The 14,665-nt window shown below is 42.3% G+C and carries 21 protein-coding genes and 1 pseudogene; 1 reads left to right on the top strand and 21 read right to left on the bottom strand.

Annotated features, from left to right (window positions below):
* Positions 1 to 908 (bottom strand): annotated as a pseudogene (locus H5079_RS04605) (hypothetical protein); the annotation flags it as partial.
* Complete coding sequence (locus tag H5079_RS04600) at positions 892 to 1,107, bottom strand: hypothetical protein (protein ID WP_182683539.1); 216 nt, start codon at positions 1,105 to 1,107, stop codon at positions 892 to 894. The gene H5079_RS04600 and the pseudogene H5079_RS04605, both read right to left, overlap by 17 nt.
* A gap of 176 nt (positions 1,108 to 1,283) precedes the next feature.
* Between H5079_RS04600 and H5079_RS04595 the strand changes: the two genes are divergently transcribed.
* The gene (locus H5079_RS04595) at positions 1,284 to 1,637 is read left to right on the top strand and encodes a DUF3693 domain-containing protein (RefSeq protein WP_182683538.1); all 354 of its coding nucleotides are present in this window, start codon (positions 1,284 to 1,286) and stop codon (positions 1,635 to 1,637) included.
* 322 nt (positions 1,638 to 1,959) lie between these two features.
* Here H5079_RS04595 and H5079_RS04590 read toward each other — a convergent pair whose 3' ends face one another.
* From H5079_RS04590 to H5079_RS04500, 19 genes are all read right to left on the bottom strand, one after another.
* Positions 1,960 to 3,102 (bottom strand): phage minor head protein, encoded by a 1,143-nt coding sequence (locus H5079_RS04590; RefSeq protein ID WP_182683537.1) that lies wholly within the window; start codon positions 3,100 to 3,102, stop codon positions 1,960 to 1,962.
* 1 nt (position 3,103) lies between these two features.
* Positions 3,104 to 3,646 (bottom strand): hypothetical protein, encoded by a 543-nt coding sequence (locus H5079_RS04585; RefSeq protein WP_011328184.1) that lies wholly within the window; start codon positions 3,644 to 3,646, stop codon positions 3,104 to 3,106.
* Entirely contained in the window at positions 3,634 to 4,092 is a 459-nt protein-coding gene (locus H5079_RS04580; protein WP_182683536.1) for a hypothetical protein, read from the bottom strand. The genes H5079_RS04585 and H5079_RS04580 overlap by 13 nt, the downstream gene beginning before the upstream one ends.
* Before the next feature lie 10 nt (positions 4,093 to 4,102).
* Positions 4,103 to 4,720: a DUF3164 family protein gene (locus tag H5079_RS04575; protein ID WP_259398042.1), complete on the bottom strand. Its 618-nt coding sequence runs from the start codon at positions 4,718 to 4,720 to the stop codon at positions 4,103 to 4,105.
* Positions 4,710 to 6,212 (bottom strand): DUF935 family protein, encoded by a 1,503-nt coding sequence (locus H5079_RS04570; RefSeq protein WP_182683535.1) that lies wholly within the window; start codon positions 6,210 to 6,212, stop codon positions 4,710 to 4,712. Before H5079_RS04570 ends, H5079_RS04575 begins: the two co-directional genes overlap by 11 nt.
* Complete coding sequence (locus H5079_RS04565) at positions 6,205 to 7,944, bottom strand: hypothetical protein (RefSeq protein ID WP_011328188.1); 1,740 nt, start codon at positions 7,942 to 7,944, stop codon at positions 6,205 to 6,207. The genes H5079_RS04570 and H5079_RS04565 overlap by 8 nt, the downstream gene beginning before the upstream one ends.
* A complete protein-coding gene (locus tag H5079_RS04560) occupies positions 7,944 to 8,450 on the bottom strand; it encodes a DUF1804 family protein (RefSeq protein WP_011328189.1) in 507 nt (168 codons plus the stop codon). The genes H5079_RS04565 and H5079_RS04560 overlap by 1 nt, the downstream gene beginning before the upstream one ends.
* Positions 8,450 to 8,788 carry a hypothetical protein gene (locus H5079_RS04555; RefSeq protein WP_182683534.1) on the bottom strand — a complete coding sequence of 113 codons (339 nt, stop codon included), beginning with the start codon at positions 8,786 to 8,788 and terminating at the stop codon, positions 8,450 to 8,452. Before H5079_RS04555 ends, H5079_RS04560 begins: the two co-directional genes overlap by 1 nt.
* A 10-nt stretch (positions 8,789 to 8,798) precedes the next feature.
* Positions 8,799 to 9,242: a hypothetical protein gene (locus tag H5079_RS04550; RefSeq protein WP_011328191.1), complete on the bottom strand. Its 444-nt coding sequence runs from the start codon at positions 9,240 to 9,242 to the stop codon at positions 8,799 to 8,801.
* The gene (locus tag H5079_RS04545) at positions 9,232 to 9,486 is read right to left on the bottom strand and encodes a hypothetical protein (protein WP_041454422.1); all 255 of its coding nucleotides are present in this window, start codon (positions 9,484 to 9,486) and stop codon (positions 9,232 to 9,234) included. Before H5079_RS04545 ends, H5079_RS04550 begins: the two co-directional genes overlap by 11 nt.
* 149 nt (positions 9,487 to 9,635) lie before the next feature.
* Positions 9,636 to 9,860, bottom strand: coding sequence for a hypothetical protein (locus tag H5079_RS04540; protein WP_011328193.1), 225 nt, complete (start codon positions 9,858 to 9,860; stop codon positions 9,636 to 9,638).
* Complete coding sequence (locus H5079_RS04535; RefSeq protein WP_011328194.1) at positions 9,860 to 10,051, bottom strand: hypothetical protein; 192 nt, start codon at positions 10,049 to 10,051, stop codon at positions 9,860 to 9,862. Before H5079_RS04535 ends, H5079_RS04540 begins: the two co-directional genes overlap by 1 nt.
* A 2-nt stretch (positions 10,052 to 10,053) precedes the next feature.
* Positions 10,054 to 10,359, bottom strand: a complete 306-nt coding sequence (locus H5079_RS04530) for a hypothetical protein (protein ID WP_182683533.1) — start codon at positions 10,357 to 10,359, stop codon at positions 10,054 to 10,056.
* Positions 10,360 to 10,368: 9 nt separating this feature from the next.
* Positions 10,369 to 10,776, bottom strand: a complete 408-nt coding sequence (locus H5079_RS04525; protein WP_089368286.1) for a Mor transcription activator family protein — start codon at positions 10,774 to 10,776, stop codon at positions 10,369 to 10,371.
* On the bottom strand, positions 10,776 to 10,970 hold the full coding sequence (locus tag H5079_RS04520) for a hypothetical protein (protein WP_182683532.1): 195 nt from the start codon (positions 10,968 to 10,970) through the stop codon (positions 10,776 to 10,778). The genes H5079_RS04525 and H5079_RS04520 overlap by 1 nt, the downstream gene beginning before the upstream one ends.
* Positions 10,971 to 11,369 (bottom strand): phage protein GemA/Gp16 family protein, encoded by a 399-nt coding sequence (locus H5079_RS18480; RefSeq protein ID WP_041454423.1) that lies wholly within the window; start codon positions 11,367 to 11,369, stop codon positions 10,971 to 10,973.
* The gene (locus H5079_RS04510) at positions 11,366 to 11,725 is read right to left on the bottom strand and encodes a hypothetical protein (protein ID WP_011328199.1); all 360 of its coding nucleotides are present in this window, start codon (positions 11,723 to 11,725) and stop codon (positions 11,366 to 11,368) included. The genes H5079_RS18480 and H5079_RS04510 overlap by 4 nt, the downstream gene beginning before the upstream one ends.
* A gap of 36 nt (positions 11,726 to 11,761) precedes the next feature.
* On the bottom strand, positions 11,762 to 13,006 hold the full coding sequence (locus tag H5079_RS04505) for an AAA family ATPase (protein WP_182683531.1): 1,245 nt from the start codon (positions 13,004 to 13,006) through the stop codon (positions 11,762 to 11,764).
* Positions 12,996 to 14,660 carry a Mu transposase C-terminal domain-containing protein gene (locus H5079_RS04500; RefSeq protein WP_182683530.1) on the bottom strand — a complete coding sequence of 555 codons (1,665 nt, stop codon included), beginning with the start codon at positions 14,658 to 14,660 and terminating at the stop codon, positions 12,996 to 12,998. The genes H5079_RS04505 and H5079_RS04500 overlap by 11 nt, the downstream gene beginning before the upstream one ends.
* Between the last annotated feature and the right edge of the window lie 5 nt (positions 14,661 to 14,665).

The raw sequence follows: 14,665 nt of genomic DNA, 5'->3' as shown, positions 1-14,665 counted from the left end.
AGGGTGTTACCGCCATTGGCCACGCAGTCATAACGCTTTTGCCAGCCGTGTTTTTTTCTCCATTTAGCTTGTTCTTCAGCACTTATTTTTTGTAATTCGCCAGTTTGGATAAATGACCAAGAGGGCGCTTGGTTGGTTTTACAAAAAGCGCCTTCTTCTAAATTTTGAAAATAATCGAGTACACTTCTTTTGCCTTCATAATCATCGTAGGCAATATCTAAACGGGTAATTTTTACGTTAGGCATTTTTTTAAGCATGTCGTGTAATTTAGGAATATCTAAACCAGCACAACCAGTACCAGTAAATGAAATCATTACACCGCCATTGTTAGCGCCCCAAGCAATAACGCCAGAGTTAACATCGTGACGATAAAGTGTTGCTGATTTTTCGTAAGTGAACATACCGCCTGAATTATCACGATAAGACCAGCTCAATGTATCACTGGTTAAACGGTCAGCAGCGGTTGCAACTTCTGTGTTTAATAGGTGCATAAACTTAGAAATATCACCTTCAATTAATGATGTAAGTGTTTTATAACGCTTTGTTTTTCTTACTACATTTTTCAAAAAGTGTTTGCGTTCATCGGCAGGTATTTCGTCAATTGATTTGTATTGGCGATACTTTGAAGAGCCTGAAAGGTTAATATCAAATAGTTCGTTATAGTAATAATCAGAGTTGAAAACAACGGTTTCGTTTATATCAACGTCTAAATCGTCAGTAGCGTTTTCGTTAAACATTTCAGCGCATAACATCGCGTTATAAGCTTCTTTGTATGATGAAAAGTCACCATTACCAAATGCTAACTTTGCATCAAAACGAAGGCGGGCGATTTCATTAGGAGTGAAAACAACCGTTAAGTAGTCAATTTTTGTTATTTGCTCTACTGGGGTTTTAGCATTCAGGTTCATAATCAAATACTCCTGAATCAAAAAGTTCTTGCCAGTTGCCTTCATCTACATCAACAATTTCAAAGTTTTCACCGTTGCAGTAGTCAATGCAAAAAGCCATTGCTTCTGAACGTGACGAATACATAAGCGGGTATTCAATTTTATTGAAACCTAATGCGTATTCTTCTAAGCCTTGAATGTATTGAAGGTAGAATTTCAACTCGTTTTCCCTTGTTAAAGTCCGATACTATTCAGTATTGGACATATAGCATCTTAAAAACAATCGTAAACACTCATTGATGAGTGCTAAACTGAAATCTAACACTCAATATAGAGTGTTGTCAAAAGTTTATTTCTCAAGTTTGAGTGCTAAAATAGTAATAGAGGTAAAAAACTATGTCGTATAGCTACGAATTAATTAAAAAGTACAGAGATTTCAAAGGGTACAGCCAAGACAAGCAGGTTTGTGCAGATATGGGCGTTTCCACTGGAAATGTTACAGATATTAAAAAAGGCAGAAGAAGCCTAACAGCTAATCAGTGCATATTCCTGTGTGAACAAATGGGGATAGACTTTAAACCTGCGTTAATACAATTAGCGATTGAGAAATCAAAAACTAAGGAAGAAGTTAAAGCGTGGGAAGAAGTTGCAAAAAAGATTAGTGCGGCCTGTGTTGCTGGATTGCTATTAGTAACCGCATCGTTCACACCTATTCAAGGGGCGCATTCGCGCATCAGACATAGCCTATAATTTATATTATGTTAAATAGGATTTGAAATAAGCTATTCAGTTGTAAGGGGCTGTTCATTCTTGGAATAATGATGGGATATGGATTTTCGCCCTCGCGTTTAGCAAACCCGTATTATTACTAGGCTTTGGTGGCCACGAGCGTAAAAACTGCTAAATTTAAATTACGCATGGTTTTAGACGAAACCTGTTCAAACTGACTCATTCCCCGATCATTCCTGCTCATTATACGTTTAGAATTAGATCATTGTTGATCGTTTAAGTTTATTCAAACGGTGTTTAAACGCCATTTAAACGCTCTTTAAATATTTAGAACTGCCAATGTTTAAAGTTTTTCAGCTGCTACGATGGTATTTAACTGTGGGCCTAGTTCTATTGTGACCATGAAACCTTGATACGATAATTTTAGTTGATTACCTATATAAGCAAACGTATTTGGATTTTGAACAGCGTTCATTAGATTGTGTATTTGCTCAATAGTAAGTTGCCCAGCTAACAGCTTTTCAATCTGAGAGCTGCTTATTGTAATAGTGCTACTATATATAGGTGCGTTTTTACGTGACAGTTCGTTTAGTAAATTAACAGGCAAGTGCCCTAGCGTAAATTGTTGGCCATCTGGTACTGACTTATTAAGCGCTACCTTTGCTGCTTTTAAATTTACCTGCTTTATATAGTACTGCTGAGACTTTAAAACTGCTTCGTTAAATTGTGGTACCGCCAACGCTTGTAAATCCTTTGAAAGATTTATTACCGATTTCCCCGCAGATATATCCGCACCTAACCATGCTTTGCCCGGATTATAATCCCAACCTAAGTCTATACCAGGTAACTTATTAAGTTCTTCGCCTGTTGATGAGTCTGTTACTTTGAACGACTCCATAAACTTATTAACCGATTCTGGCTTAGTTACTGATAAACCCATTCGTGCAATATCGCGTGCGTTAAGTGATACAACCTTACACCTACAGTTATAACCATTTGGCGGATAATGCGTATCCCAAAACGGATGGTCAACTGGCAGTAAAATGTAATTCCACTTATTGTGATCAGGTCTTACACGACTATCGCCAGCGGTTAAATATAATAAGTAAGGTCTGCGCTCTTTTAAACGCGCTTGTTGTTGCCAACGGCCAGCCGCCCGCGCGGTATTTTTATTGTTTTGATAGATAACTTTTGAGCGCCAGCCACGCTTACCATTGTATGACCAACCATGATCAGCGACTATTTTGTCAAAGCGTTTTCTAAAGTCCGATATAGTTTCGCCATCACTAATTGCAGCATCAACCGCTTTATAAAAATCATTAAGTATTGTGAGTTCTGTGGCTCCAGCCACAGTAAATGCTTTAGCGTGTATTAAGCCCTGCAAATCTTTATAGCTTTCGCTGGTAAGCTTAATTTTGTCTTTGAAGTGAGAAATGGCTTCCTTGAATTTAACAAGGTCACCATATTGTGGAGCTGGTAAAGTCATTTTAGTACTCTTTTAGAGACTGTTGAATGTCTTGAATTTCGTTTCTACGTGAATTATCACGGCTGTTACCAAAGAAAAAGTTCAAGATTGACGCTATAACCGTGCCTAAAATAAAGCCCAGTATCGTATCTGCAAAGCGTGTTGCAGTCTCGGGTATAGTTATAAAGGTAATGCAACCTATGTATACCACCGTAGAAAAAGACCAAAACCACGCATAATAATAAATAAAACGTTTCGAAAACTTATCATCTTGGTTTAATGCCTGAATTTGCATGGTACGAGCACTTTGGGTATTTTTAAACGCTAAATCATCAAGCTCTTTTTCCCGGTTTAAAATGGTTTGCCTTAACTCTTGCTGCAAAGCACTGGATTGCTGAACAAGGTTTAATGCTTGCTCAGGTGTGCCACCATTAGTAAGGGTTTGTGCCATATCAACCACTTTAGACGCAACCTTTGCGCCATTGTCGCCCCCTATCCAACTACCAATTTTTTTATCCAGGCCTGTGAGTTTTGCAAGGCCAAGTGCTATTGTTACTGGGTCCATGGTGATACCTTTATATAGTCATCAAAAGATTTGCCGCCAATTTTAATAAGCTCTAAATTTTCGATTTTTTTATATTGGCGAACGAGGCTTTTAGCGGTTGAAAAATCGCATACGTGGTATTCATTTTTTTCATATAGCTCTGGCATTTCTTTTTTTGCACGGCGCTTACCCCATATTTTTTCAGCATCTTTGATTGATTTAGCCGTGTATTTGGCGCGGGTTCGTTTACGCCACACATCAGGAATACATGAAGGGCGTTCTTTATCTTCAATAAACCAAGCGCCCTTAATTACATCGTCTACGTACACAACCAAACTGGTTTTAGACTCAGATACACGGCCACGAGTTACGGTGATTTCAAACTCACCGTACTTGAAAATAACCGAGCTAAACAAACCAGCTAAGTGTTTTTCTATCTCTGCCCACTGCTCTTTTGTAATGGCCATAAGCGCCCCGCTACAGTTTTGCTATATCAAGTGAAATAGGTTGCTCAATGCCTTTATCGTCTTGTTTGTAAAAACGTATAAAGCGGCATGAATCAACAACACCAACCGACTCGGCAATAATATTCATTGCCTTAGTCCACTTGCCAGAATCGTCAGATATTTCGAGTTTACGCAAGCCTAAAATACGCTGTGGATTAAGAGAGCCTTGCTTATCGGTATTAAATACATTACTAACAATAGCGCGAATATTTTGATTTCCGCCTTCGGTCCATTCGTCCAGGCATTGATCAATTAACTGCTTAGCAAGTGCTAATTCAGGGCCCAACTCAATACGTTCTTGTGTTTGAAGGGTTACTTTTAACTGGCTATCAAAGGTGCGCAGAGTCACATTGCCTTTTTTACCGCCAAGGTTTACGCCATGTTCTTGCGCTAATAGCTCTATAAAGTCGTCGGCTTCAGCCATTAAAGCGAGCTTAAACTCAGCCAATTGGGTTTGCATATCTTCAGCGCACTTAATGGCTTTTTTTACAAACTCGTCTTTAATTAAATCAGTTGCTTTTACATTGGCAACAGCGACTAAATTGCCTTTGCCATCTTTTAAATAACCTTCAGGTACTTCATTCATCATCTATCTCCACAGTTTTAGAATTAGCCTCATTCATACCCGCCATATACTCGTACTCCATTGCAGTTTGGGCTACTTGGGCCAAAGCAGTGGTTGAAATGTCGGGAAATTGTGAGGTGATTTTTTGTTTAAGTTCGTCCAGGTCTTTAGATGCCTGAGCAAAATGAAAAAGCTTTTTAATGGTGTCGTCGGTAGCGTGATCGAACACATCAAACTCGTCGGTTAGCTCAACGTTGTTACTTAATGTTTTAGCAAACTCAGACTTAGCTGCTGTAGCAATGCCTTTACCTTCTTCGGGAATGTCTAAAATAACTTCGTTGTCATTCGGTTTTGGTATGCCAAGTTCGTTGTAAGCCCAATCAACACCAATAGGCACAAGGCGTGCTGATTCGCGCACGCGGGTTACCGTTTCGCTGTTTATTTCGCGTTTATCTTTAAAAATAAATTTCGGAGGTTCACCACCATCAAAATTTACTGTGTGCAGAGCATTGGTTATTTGATTACGAAAAGACGCCACAAGTGCCCTGTCTGATCGTTGATTATCGCCCGCACGTTTCGCGTGAGTTTCGCTGGCAGCGCGTGCGCCACCGCCTTTTTGTTCAGTGGCTAATGTTTGGCTAGTGAGTGCTTTACTTATTTCGGCATTACAAAAGTTAACTAGGCGCTCAGGAACTGGCTCGCCCGATAATTTGCTTTCTATTATTTCAATTGTTGTATCATCAGGAATAGCAGCAATACCGTCTTGCACTAGTTTGGCAAGGCCATTTAATAAGTTGTCTATGTCTTTATCTTGTGAGCCAACCGGGTATTTACCCACAGGAAAAGGAATACCAAAACGCTCACACAGCTGTACAAAAAACTTAAAACCACCGTGTTTAAAGGTCCATGGCCAAAAGCAGCTGCTAAGTAATGCAATGCCGTATGGGTTTTCGGCGCTTGGCATATGGCGAACACACGACCAACGACGATGATCAACTAATTCGCCCTGTGGGTTTTCGCTGGTTTTTACCATCAGCTCACTATCGCTACTAAACGCAAAGCGACTATTACGCCAGGTTTCTACATATTCGGGTTGCCAGTTGCCATTATGTTTTATGTATTTGCCCAAGTGGGTAACACTAAACCCGTTTAAAATAGCGCTATAGTTATGCCAATCCATATCGGCCCACTCGGTGTGGTGACACGGCTTTTTAGCAAAAAATGCTTTGGCTAGTTCATAGCTTTTTAAGCTTGCGGCATCGTCGCCACCTGGTACTAGCTCGGTATTAAAGCTAAATAAACCACTACGCAAAGAGCGCAACTCACCAATTACATGCGCATCGCGCGAAATCTCTTCGTAAATAGCCGTGTTTTTGCCTGCGCGGCGTAAAATAGGGTCTGGATTAGGCAGCTCAGTAATAAGCGAGGTAAGGCTTGGATCTAATCGGTTTTGATCAAACATACGGTTAAGTGCAGCGTATGCTTTCGATGTTATACGTGGCTTGCTTTTAAACATGATAGCCTCTTATTTGTTTAGTTACTTTGCGGCTACTTACACGCGGAATACCGCCTGCACCAGTGCTCGACACCATCCATAAAATGGCAAGTGCACAACTTAAATCGTAGTGATGCATGGTTTGTTTTTCGGGCCAGTTTTCTAGCTCGTCGAGCAGTAAACGGCACCGCGTATGAAATGCAATTTGAGCCGGTGTATTGGTTACATAAGTTTCAAGTGAGCCTATGCGTTCTTCTGCAGGTATAGTTGCAGTAACTCCCCGCAGCGGCAGTGCAATGCCTTGCTCTAACCCCGTTTTAATAAACTGGCTGCGCATAAAATCAAACGCGTTGTTGTTTTCAAAACCCCACACACGACAGTTATATTCTTTTTGCGCACGTATTAAATCGTTAAGTAAACGGCTGGTACCACGTACTTTGCGGCTTTCGTATTCAACGTGCAGCTTTTGTAAATCTTGAGAATAAAACCCCACTAATATAGCGCTAGGGTCGGCTTTTTCGGTTTTACCCATGCTTGGATCACATGCGCCATAAGGCACCCACTCGTTTAAGCGATCTACCCAAAAATCGAATTGGTAAAAAATAGACTCTTCATCGCTTTTGGCAATGCCTTGCATTTCACGGTTAAATTCGCGTTTATTAGCTGCCCACATACACATTAAATCGTAAAGCGTTCGCACACTTGGCCAGCTGGTTTTAGCGCCCTTAAGCATTTGCTTTTTATTTTTTAGCCAAAACTTAAACGACGGTTTAGCCTCGGTTGAAACGGCTTCGCCTTTAGTGGCAGCGCGTTTTTCAAAGCGCTTATCGTCGTGCACCATTAAATCGCGACATTGTTCCCATAAATCCATGCGTTCAGGCATTTGCTTAATGGCTTTAAAGCGATGAACAATATGGCCAGGCGCATCTTCGGCGCGGCTTATTGGGTCGTCATTATTTAAAACTGTATTAACACCTAAAAACTTAACGCTGCCATCAGGCGGGCCTAGGTATTGCACCGCGGCTTCTAAAAAGCGCCAACGGTTATCGCGCTCAGTGGGCGATTTAGCTTCAGCATCGGTAATAATGTCATCAGAGAGTAGTAACTTAGGGCGACTAGCTCCGTGGAACGTACCGCGAACTGACTGCTCAGCACCCCGGCTTTCAAAGCGCACACCTTGAGCTGTTACAAACTCACCTAATTTCCACACAGGTGATGCTGTGCACACCTCGGGAAAGTCTAGCGCCAAGTTATTATTGTTAAGCAGTTCGGTTTTAACTACCTCTAATGTTTTGGTTGGCATTTTGGTTTCTGCGCCAAACAAAATCACAAAATCGGTAAATTGCTTTATTTTTTCTAAGCCCAGGTCTTGGCAAATTTCAGGGTCTTGCAATAGCGCCCACACAGCTACATACACAGGCGCAATTTTTACCGCTAGAGTACTTTTACCTTCACCACGAGGGGCAACAAACCAGTTTTTCCAACCGTTTTCAAGCTTTAGAGCTTCGGGGAACCACTTCATAAAATAGCTTTGAAATTCAGACGCATTTTGGTCGTCATCAAGCCACATATGATGCGGAAAGTAGGTGTATACAAAAAACTCAAAATCGCCACCAAGTACGCGTTTACGGCGCTGTTTAATGGCGGCTGGGCTTGGATCTATATTGCGCTCTTTTGCTTCAATATCGCGGCGCAGAGAACCGGTTATTTGCTCTATTTCAGCTAAAAATTCACGTGAGTTCATATCGGCCATTAGTCGTCTAACTCCTTATCGAGCCGTGGACCAAACGCCGTGAGTATTTCAACAAACTCAGGAGCAAACTCTGGGTATTTGGTTGATACAAACTTAGCCAAAATTTTAAGTACCTCGGTTGCAATGGTGCGTTTTTCAAGGCGTTTATTACCGCCCGACACTTTCATTACTTTGCTCATCATGTCGGTTAGTGAGCTTAAAACCTTGGTGCGTTGTTCAAGTGGTAGCGCAGCGCCTTCAGCTGACTTTAAAAGCTCAAAGGTTTCGTTTACTTGAATGGTAAACTCTTCAATAAAGTCGGTAGTAAACTCCCCTGCAGTGCCTTCACTTCGTCGGCTTGCTGCGCGGGCTAAATCCCAATCGTCGCCATTGTCTTTGGCTTCCATTTTCCAGCGTCGTGCGGTGCCATCGGCCACACTGTGTTTAATACCCGCAACACTCAGTGCTAGTAGCTCGGTTACATAGCTGTGGCGTACTGCGTTTTTTTTCTCTGCGGGGTGTGCCATTAGTTCATCAATCCATTTTTTACAGCGTATGCAATTAACGACACTGCTAAACCTGCAGAGCCTCCCATAGCGGCCACTTTAACGCGCTGATTAGTGAGTTTTTCTTCTACACTTTTTAACCGTTCATCGTGTTTATTAATTGCAATAACTTGACGTTTTTCGCTTTCTTTTAAATCGGTTTTTAATGCGTCGGTTACTACTTTTTGGCGTGCTTCGCTTTTTTCGATACTATGATGAATATCAGCTTTTATCTCAGCAACACTGGTTAAAATGGCCTCTTGGCTTGCCTTAATAGAGCCAATAGATTCAAAAAGTAGGTTTTCTTGTTCTGGGGTCATTGGCCAATCCTTACGGGTTAAATACTTTAATGCCCGTCCACGTAGGCGTGCGTACATCAAAATGAAACCAACTTACTAAACCTTCAATGGCGGTAATGTCTGGAAACTCTTCAGGGTGGGCTAATACGTAATCACGTACTTGTTGAGCAGTGTAATTTTTAAAGCTGCAGTCAAACCCTTTGCCAAGTTTGTGCTGGCTGCGCTTAGCACCAATGGTGCAATCAAGTGGACGATAACCACGGTATTGATTAGCGCCGCCCCAATACCAGTTGTTTACAGTGCACGGGCCAAACTTTTCACGTAGTTTTTGCAACATGCGCAGCGCACGAGCATCAAAGCAATTGATTAAAAATAAAGGTGAATCTTTAAATAGTTCAAAGGTTGCTTTAGGTACCAGTTCTTGAAATATAAAGCTGGGTGCTAAAGGAACCGCCACACGTTGTTTAAGTGCCATGCTGTTTAGTCCTTGTGATTTTAGTTAAACGTTGTTTAGTTAGGACATAACAGGCAGGTAAGCGCGTATTGCGAAGTGGTTTTTTAGCCGCAGGGTTAAGCAGCTGTTTAACACGGGCACGCAATGCTGGCAGGTCTTGCAGCGGACAACGACGCGAAATAGCGATTTGCTCGGCTTTAGAACTGGCTTTAATTATTTGCTGAGCTAAATGCTCAATAATTGGGATATGCACTGTATTTGTCATACAGTAAGTAAATCAATTTAGGGGGAAATAAACCGCTGTAAAGTTGTTTTCAGCTAGGCGCTGTAGAGGTGTTATATTAGGTTAAAGCAAATTGGCTTGTGATTACAAGAGCCACAAGCCAATTAGTTTAAATAAGATTTAAACAGGGTTTAAAGTAGTGTTAAAAGTTCGTTTAGTAGGTCGTTTACTTGGCGCTCTGTAAGCGTGCCTTCTTCAAGTGCATCTTCAATTAATTGTCTCGCATCATCGTTTAATGCCATTTGGTTGTTAAAACATACACGGCGCAAACTCCCTCCGTTAATGTTCATGCCAGCGGTGACTTGAGGTGCCTCGCCTTCAAATTTTACTACATACGTTTGATATTCAGTTGCCATTATTTACCCTTAATTTCTTTATATGCTTCGCGGTATTCGTCCATCATGCCTGTTGTATCTAGGCCAAATAACTTGCGTTGGTTTATATACCGGTTAAACAAATTTAAACTGTGTTTGTACTGCCACGGCTTTGGCTTAGCGCCGCCGCTAAGCTGTAAAGCCGTGAGCAATACAAAGTTATTGTTTTGCATTGCTAAGCATTGTTTCTTTGATATTCACGGCCGCAATAACAGCAATGTGTAGCCATTATCGAAATGTCGATTTTAGTTTTATTACGTGCATGGCCACCGCCTTTTTTGGCTGCTTGAAATTCAACTTCAACTTTAGGGTTTACTGGCGAGTACTCCCCCTCAGTTAGAATCATTGATTGCCCTTGCCACCTAAAACCTATATTAATGGCGTCTGCAGGTACTTTGCCTTGCTCTGTTAAATGGTCTTTGACGCGGTTTAATGTATCTTTAAAACAGTTACACGCTTTATTTTCAGTATTGGTATCCATGTTATTCCCCTACAAACTCAAATTGAGTTGCGTTTCGTGATTGCGCTCTAACTGATACGCGCTGTAAATACTGGTTATTTGCTGACGCGTAATTTTAAAACGCATTACCAGCTGTTGAATGGTGCTGGTTTTGTTATCCAGCTCTTTGCATATTTCTTGGTTACGAATTTGCATTAGTACTTTGTGTAACATGGGCATTTGGTAATGCTTAGTTTCGTATTCTGCTAGTAGCTCGTTGACTACATCCATACCAAAAATTTTAACCACTTCGTGATCAGCTGTTGGCTGCTTGGGTATATAAAACATTTGCCCTTGTTTTTCGGTTAAAATAGCAATCGTTTTTTCAACTCCTAAATGCTTAACTATGCTGCGCAAACCATAAGGTAATGCACGCATATCAATTGTTACTGAACTCATTAATCACCCTCCAGTAAGTGTTCTAAATTATATTCGCGGTCAATTTCACGCTGCTCTTTGTAGGCTTCAACATTGCGCCTGGCTTTACTTTTTTTAACGTCGCCCGCTTTTACTGCGCGGCGATTTAACACCTCTTGGTACTGCGGGTTGCGTGGGTTAATAGTAAAGTTTTGGTGCTCTTCGTAATTAGCCATTTAAGCCCCCTGCTCAGCCTTTTGACGTGCAAGCCATTGCTTAAGCACTTCTATAATATGCGGCCACTGCTGCGCACTTTTATATAGGGTTTTACCTTGTAAATGCTTTTCGCAAAACGCGTCGCATGCCTGCTTAGAATCTACATTTACCGCACCTGCTCGGTGCAGCTGCCCCCATAGGCTGTAAATCATTTTTAGCTGTGCAGGTAATTGCTTTTTACCTGCATTAGGGTTCATAGCACGGTAACGAGCAAGCAGCTGCTGTTGTTCAAGCTTACTAAGCCCTGTGCATGTATTTGTGCGGCCATCTGCAATGTACGACACATTAAGTTGGTGAGTATCTTGGTCGATACCCGCCGCCTTTTGGGCAATTTTTATTTGCTGTATTAAGTTGCTCACGCTATTTCCTCCTGGGCTACAAATTCGAAGGTTGGTGAGTCGGTAATGGCAATTATTTTAATGCCCCAGTCGTGCATACCTTCAGTAAAAACTAGTGGAAAATGACGATAAATAGTATTAAATCGACGTGCTGTATGGGCATGAGAATTAACCTCGTGCACGTGATGTATTGCAAAAAGCTTATCGGCAACTAAGGTTGCAAATGCCGCTTTTATATTACCGTCGCAGCTGTCGATTAACTCTCCCTGTGGGTCCATTTTTGCCAGTAGCGAAAACATGCTTTGGTTAGTAACGCGATCACTAAATGCCAATTGTGCTGTGTAACGTGCTGTGTTTAATTTTATTGAAAATGCCATGATTAAATCCTTATTTAAATTATGTTTAAACGGCGTTTAAACCGCTGGTTTATTAAGTACTGATGAAAAAATGCCATTTATTAAAAGTTTATCTATGGCCGTGTCTGGGTTTTTATTTGTGTGGTTAAGCAAATGCGGTAACAGGTTTTCAACCAGTTCACGTGCATTACCTTCAACGCGTTTGTGCAGCCACTGCCACCATTTTGCGTCGTCTTGGGCGAGTTTTACTGTGCCCTCGGTTAGCTCTAAAAACAGGGTGCGAATGTCTTCAACGGTTATTTGGCCAATGGGTTTAGGCCAAAAGCACACGCGGCTTGCTATTAGTTCGTAGCGCTCTTGGGTTTGCAGTTTGTCTACGAGCTGAATGTTGCCAACCAGGGTTACGCCTACTATGGCTTGGTCGCTAATGGTGCGCAGTGGGTCGAGTGAGTTAGGCTTGCACTTATCGGCTTCGTCTAAAATGATTAAACGGTCGGTATCGCGCAGTGCCATAATAATTTTTTGCATGTTTTTATACGCACTTGGGCAGCGCGATAAGCCCAGGGCTGCAGTTAACTGCTCAAGCACTTGGGTACTACTGGTTTGCTCGCTGCCGGCGATTAAAATGGCTTCTTTATTTTGGCGGCAATATTCATTAATACCTTTGGTTTTACCTAGGCCCGCTTGGCCTGCAAACACACTAAAGCGCTTACGTGCGCGCGCTTGGTCGCACGCCATAGCAATAAGCTTAGAGGTACTAGTAGGAATAAAGCGTACATCGCCGTACACAATACTAATTTGCTTACGCTCGGCGGGGTTGTTATTAGCCTTGCCTTGGTCAACGTCTGCAGGGCAAATTAACGCCCAAATGTCGTGTAAGTGTTTAGTGGGTTTAGCGTTGTATTTACCGTTAATTAATTGGCTAATAGACGAGGTGCTTTTACCCATGCTTACAGCAATACTGGCGCTGGTAATGTTTTGATCGCGTATTTCGGGCGACTGCAAGCGCAAACAAATACGTGATGCTAATTCGCGATCGGCTTTAGCATACGACTTATTAAAGCCGTTGCGTTTTTCAATGTCGGTAATAGCCGCTTCACCAAAAAGCTTATGCCACATAGCTACAATAATTTTTTCAGGGTTTATAGTGCATTTATTTGCCAGCACTTCTTTAGCCGATTGCAGCGCAAAGCCACAATTTAGCTCCTCAATGCTCATGCCTGTGGTGCTCAGCTCTTGGTTAATAAGCTCAACACGTAGCGTTTGCTCGGGTGTGTATGGGAATGGTTGGTTATAGCTCATAGCTGTGTTCCTTACGTAAAAGTGGTTGGTCTAATAATTCGTTTAGGTCAATTTCGTGTTGTGGCACTGCAGGTGCTACGTCAAAATCAAAAATATTTACTGGGGTTAACTGCTCAGTAATGGCATTAACAGGCGCGGCCAGCTCAGTGACTGCATCAATATCAATAATGCGTGTACTGGCTTCTTGGGCGCGCACTTCTTGTAAATGCACTTGTAAGCGTTTTTCGCGGCCTGTAAGGCGTTTTTGCTGGGCTTGCTCAACACGCGAAGACGGTATTGCATGGGTTTTGCTTTTTAAGTTAGCAACCATTAAAAACTCACCGTTTAACTTATAAAGCTTGGTGTAGCTGTCGTCGTGCATGTCGTAGGCTGCAATCAGTTCTTGGCCATTAAACTGGTGCAAAAAGTCGGCACTGTAATCACGTTGATGCAAGCGAAAGCGCCCACGGCGAATGTTTACCGTTTCGCGCGGCAGCATTACAAAGTCGCCCTCTACCGGTGGTACGCGGTCAACGTTTTCATCCCACACTTGTTGGCGAGTTTTACCTTTAACTTCTGGGTGGGCGCTGTTGTGGTAGTCGTTTAAAAAGGCTTTAAACTCAGCTATCCACTCGTCAACGCTTGGCAGTTTACGTTTGCCTTGCTTGGCTTCTTTTAGTACTAGCTGCTTATGGCGATCGTTATGATGGCGACCACAATAAGTGCTAAACTTTTTGCCTACACGGTCTTCCATGTGCAAAAAGAAACGCTCTATCCACTTGGCTCTGGCATTGCCAGGTATGGCAAAAATAACGTCTATTTCAAACTGGGCATAAAAGCCGGTGGTGTCGTCGTTCATTAGTTTGTTTTTGTAGCCAGAGCCGTTATCTAAATAAAACATGGCAGGCACGTTGTTATGTACTTTAATAGCGCGGCTAATAGCGGCTAAAGTATCAATCGTGCTTTCGGCGTAGCCAAGTTCCCAGCCAACAATGCAGCGGCTTGCTACGTCTTGAAACGCGGTAAGTTCTGCGCGGTATGGCTTGCCTGTTTTAGGGTGCGCTAAATACACGTCAATGGTGTGGCCATCGCCGTTATACATAACGCCAGGCTTAATGTTGTCGGTTGAGCGCAGTAAGTGATCTTTGTGCTTTTCGCGATACAGCTTTGCACCCATACGGTATGGGCTTTGTGGGCCTAGCTCATGGGGTAATGCATTTATAAAGCGGCGTACTTGGTGGTGCTGTGCCTTGTAACCCTCTTTATTTAATTGGTCGCTCACTTGCGCAAAGCTTGGGCTGTTTGGGCTGTGGTACAGCTCAAGGCTACGTGCAAGCCAGCTGTACTGGGTTTGTGCTTTGCCTTTATGGTTAGGTAATAAGCCATTAATGCCATTGTCTTTGTACGCATTACACCAGTTATATATAGTGGCGCGGCCAGGCAACTTACCTAGCACTTCAATAGCGCCCATTAAGGTGCTAGGCGCTAGGTTTGCACGGTAATTAGTTACAAGTAACTCAAACGCTTTTGGTAACCCACCTTCTTGGGTAAGCAAGTGGCGCACAAGTACAGCACGGCTTTGGGCTTTTTTACGGGCGGTTTCGCTGGCATTTTGCCAACTTAGTTCGCTACCAGTGCTTGGTAAGCGATTAAATCGTTGAACTGCAGGATGCATTGCTC

The organism is Pseudoalteromonas sp. SG44-5, from assembly GCF_014164175.1.
Classification (GTDB): Bacteria; Pseudomonadota; Gammaproteobacteria; order Enterobacterales; family Alteromonadaceae; genus Pseudoalteromonas; species Pseudoalteromonas nigrifaciens.
Note: the sequence above shows the minus strand (reverse complement) of the source record. Positions and strands in the feature narration are given on the sequence as shown.

What these genes read in the sequence shown, in the direction of transcription:
- H5079_RS04545 (WP_041454422.1), bottom strand. Translation starts at nt 9,486, where the DNA reads ATGACAAATACAGTGCATATCCCAATTATTGAGCATTTAGCTCAGCAA.
- H5079_RS04565 (WP_011328188.1), bottom strand. Translation starts at nt 7,944, where the DNA reads ATGGCCGATATGAACTCACGTGAATTTTTAGCTGAAATAGAGCAAATA.
- H5079_RS04560 (WP_011328189.1), bottom strand. Translation starts at nt 8,450, where the DNA reads ATGGCACACCCCGCAGAGAAAAAAAACGCAGTACGCCACAGCTATGTA.
- H5079_RS04585 (WP_011328184.1), bottom strand. Translation starts at nt 3,646, where the DNA reads ATGGACCCAGTAACAATAGCACTTGGCCTTGCAAAACTCACAGGCCTG.
- H5079_RS04510 (WP_011328199.1), bottom strand. Translation starts at nt 11,725, where the DNA reads ATGGCATTTTCAATAAAATTAAACACAGCACGTTACACAGCACAATTG.
- H5079_RS04535 (WP_011328194.1), bottom strand. Translation starts at nt 10,051, where the DNA reads ATGCAAAACAATAACTTTGTATTGCTCACGGCTTTACAGCTTAGCGGC.
- H5079_RS04520 (WP_182683532.1), bottom strand. Translation starts at nt 10,970, where the DNA reads ATGGCTAATTACGAAGAGCACCAAAACTTTACTATTAACCCACGCAAC.
- H5079_RS04500 (WP_182683530.1), bottom strand. Translation starts at nt 14,660, where the DNA reads ATGCATCCTGCAGTTCAACGATTTAATCGCTTACCAAGCACTGGTAGC.
- H5079_RS04595 (WP_182683538.1), top strand. Translation starts at nt 1,284, where the DNA reads ATGTCGTATAGCTACGAATTAATTAAAAAGTACAGAGATTTCAAAGGG.
- H5079_RS04540 (WP_011328193.1), bottom strand. Translation starts at nt 9,860, where the DNA reads ATGGCAACTGAATATCAAACGTATGTAGTAAAATTTGAAGGCGAGGCA.
- H5079_RS04580 (WP_182683536.1), bottom strand. Translation starts at nt 4,092, where the DNA reads ATGGCCATTACAAAAGAGCAGTGGGCAGAGATAGAAAAACACTTAGCT.
- H5079_RS04550 (WP_011328191.1), bottom strand. Translation starts at nt 9,242, where the DNA reads ATGGCACTTAAACAACGTGTGGCGGTTCCTTTAGCACCCAGCTTTATA.
- H5079_RS04525 (WP_089368286.1), bottom strand. Translation starts at nt 10,776, where the DNA reads ATGAGTTCAGTAACAATTGATATGCGTGCATTACCTTATGGTTTGCGC.
- H5079_RS04570 (WP_182683535.1), bottom strand. Translation starts at nt 6,212, where the DNA reads ATGTTTAAAAGCAAGCCACGTATAACATCGAAAGCATACGCTGCACTT.
- H5079_RS04530 (WP_182683533.1), bottom strand. Translation starts at nt 10,359, where the DNA reads ATGGATACCAATACTGAAAATAAAGCGTGTAACTGTTTTAAAGATACA.
- H5079_RS04505 (WP_182683531.1), bottom strand. Translation starts at nt 13,006, where the DNA reads ATGAGCTATAACCAACCATTCCCATACACACCCGAGCAAACGCTACGT.
- H5079_RS04555 (WP_182683534.1), bottom strand. Translation starts at nt 8,788, where the DNA reads ATGACCCCAGAACAAGAAAACCTACTTTTTGAATCTATTGGCTCTATT.
- H5079_RS04590 (WP_182683537.1), bottom strand. Translation starts at nt 3,102, where the DNA reads ATGACTTTACCAGCTCCACAATATGGTGACCTTGTTAAATTCAAGGAA.
- H5079_RS04575 (WP_259398042.1), bottom strand. Translation starts at nt 4,720, where the DNA reads ATGATGAATGAAGTACCTGAAGGTTATTTAAAAGATGGCAAAGGCAAT.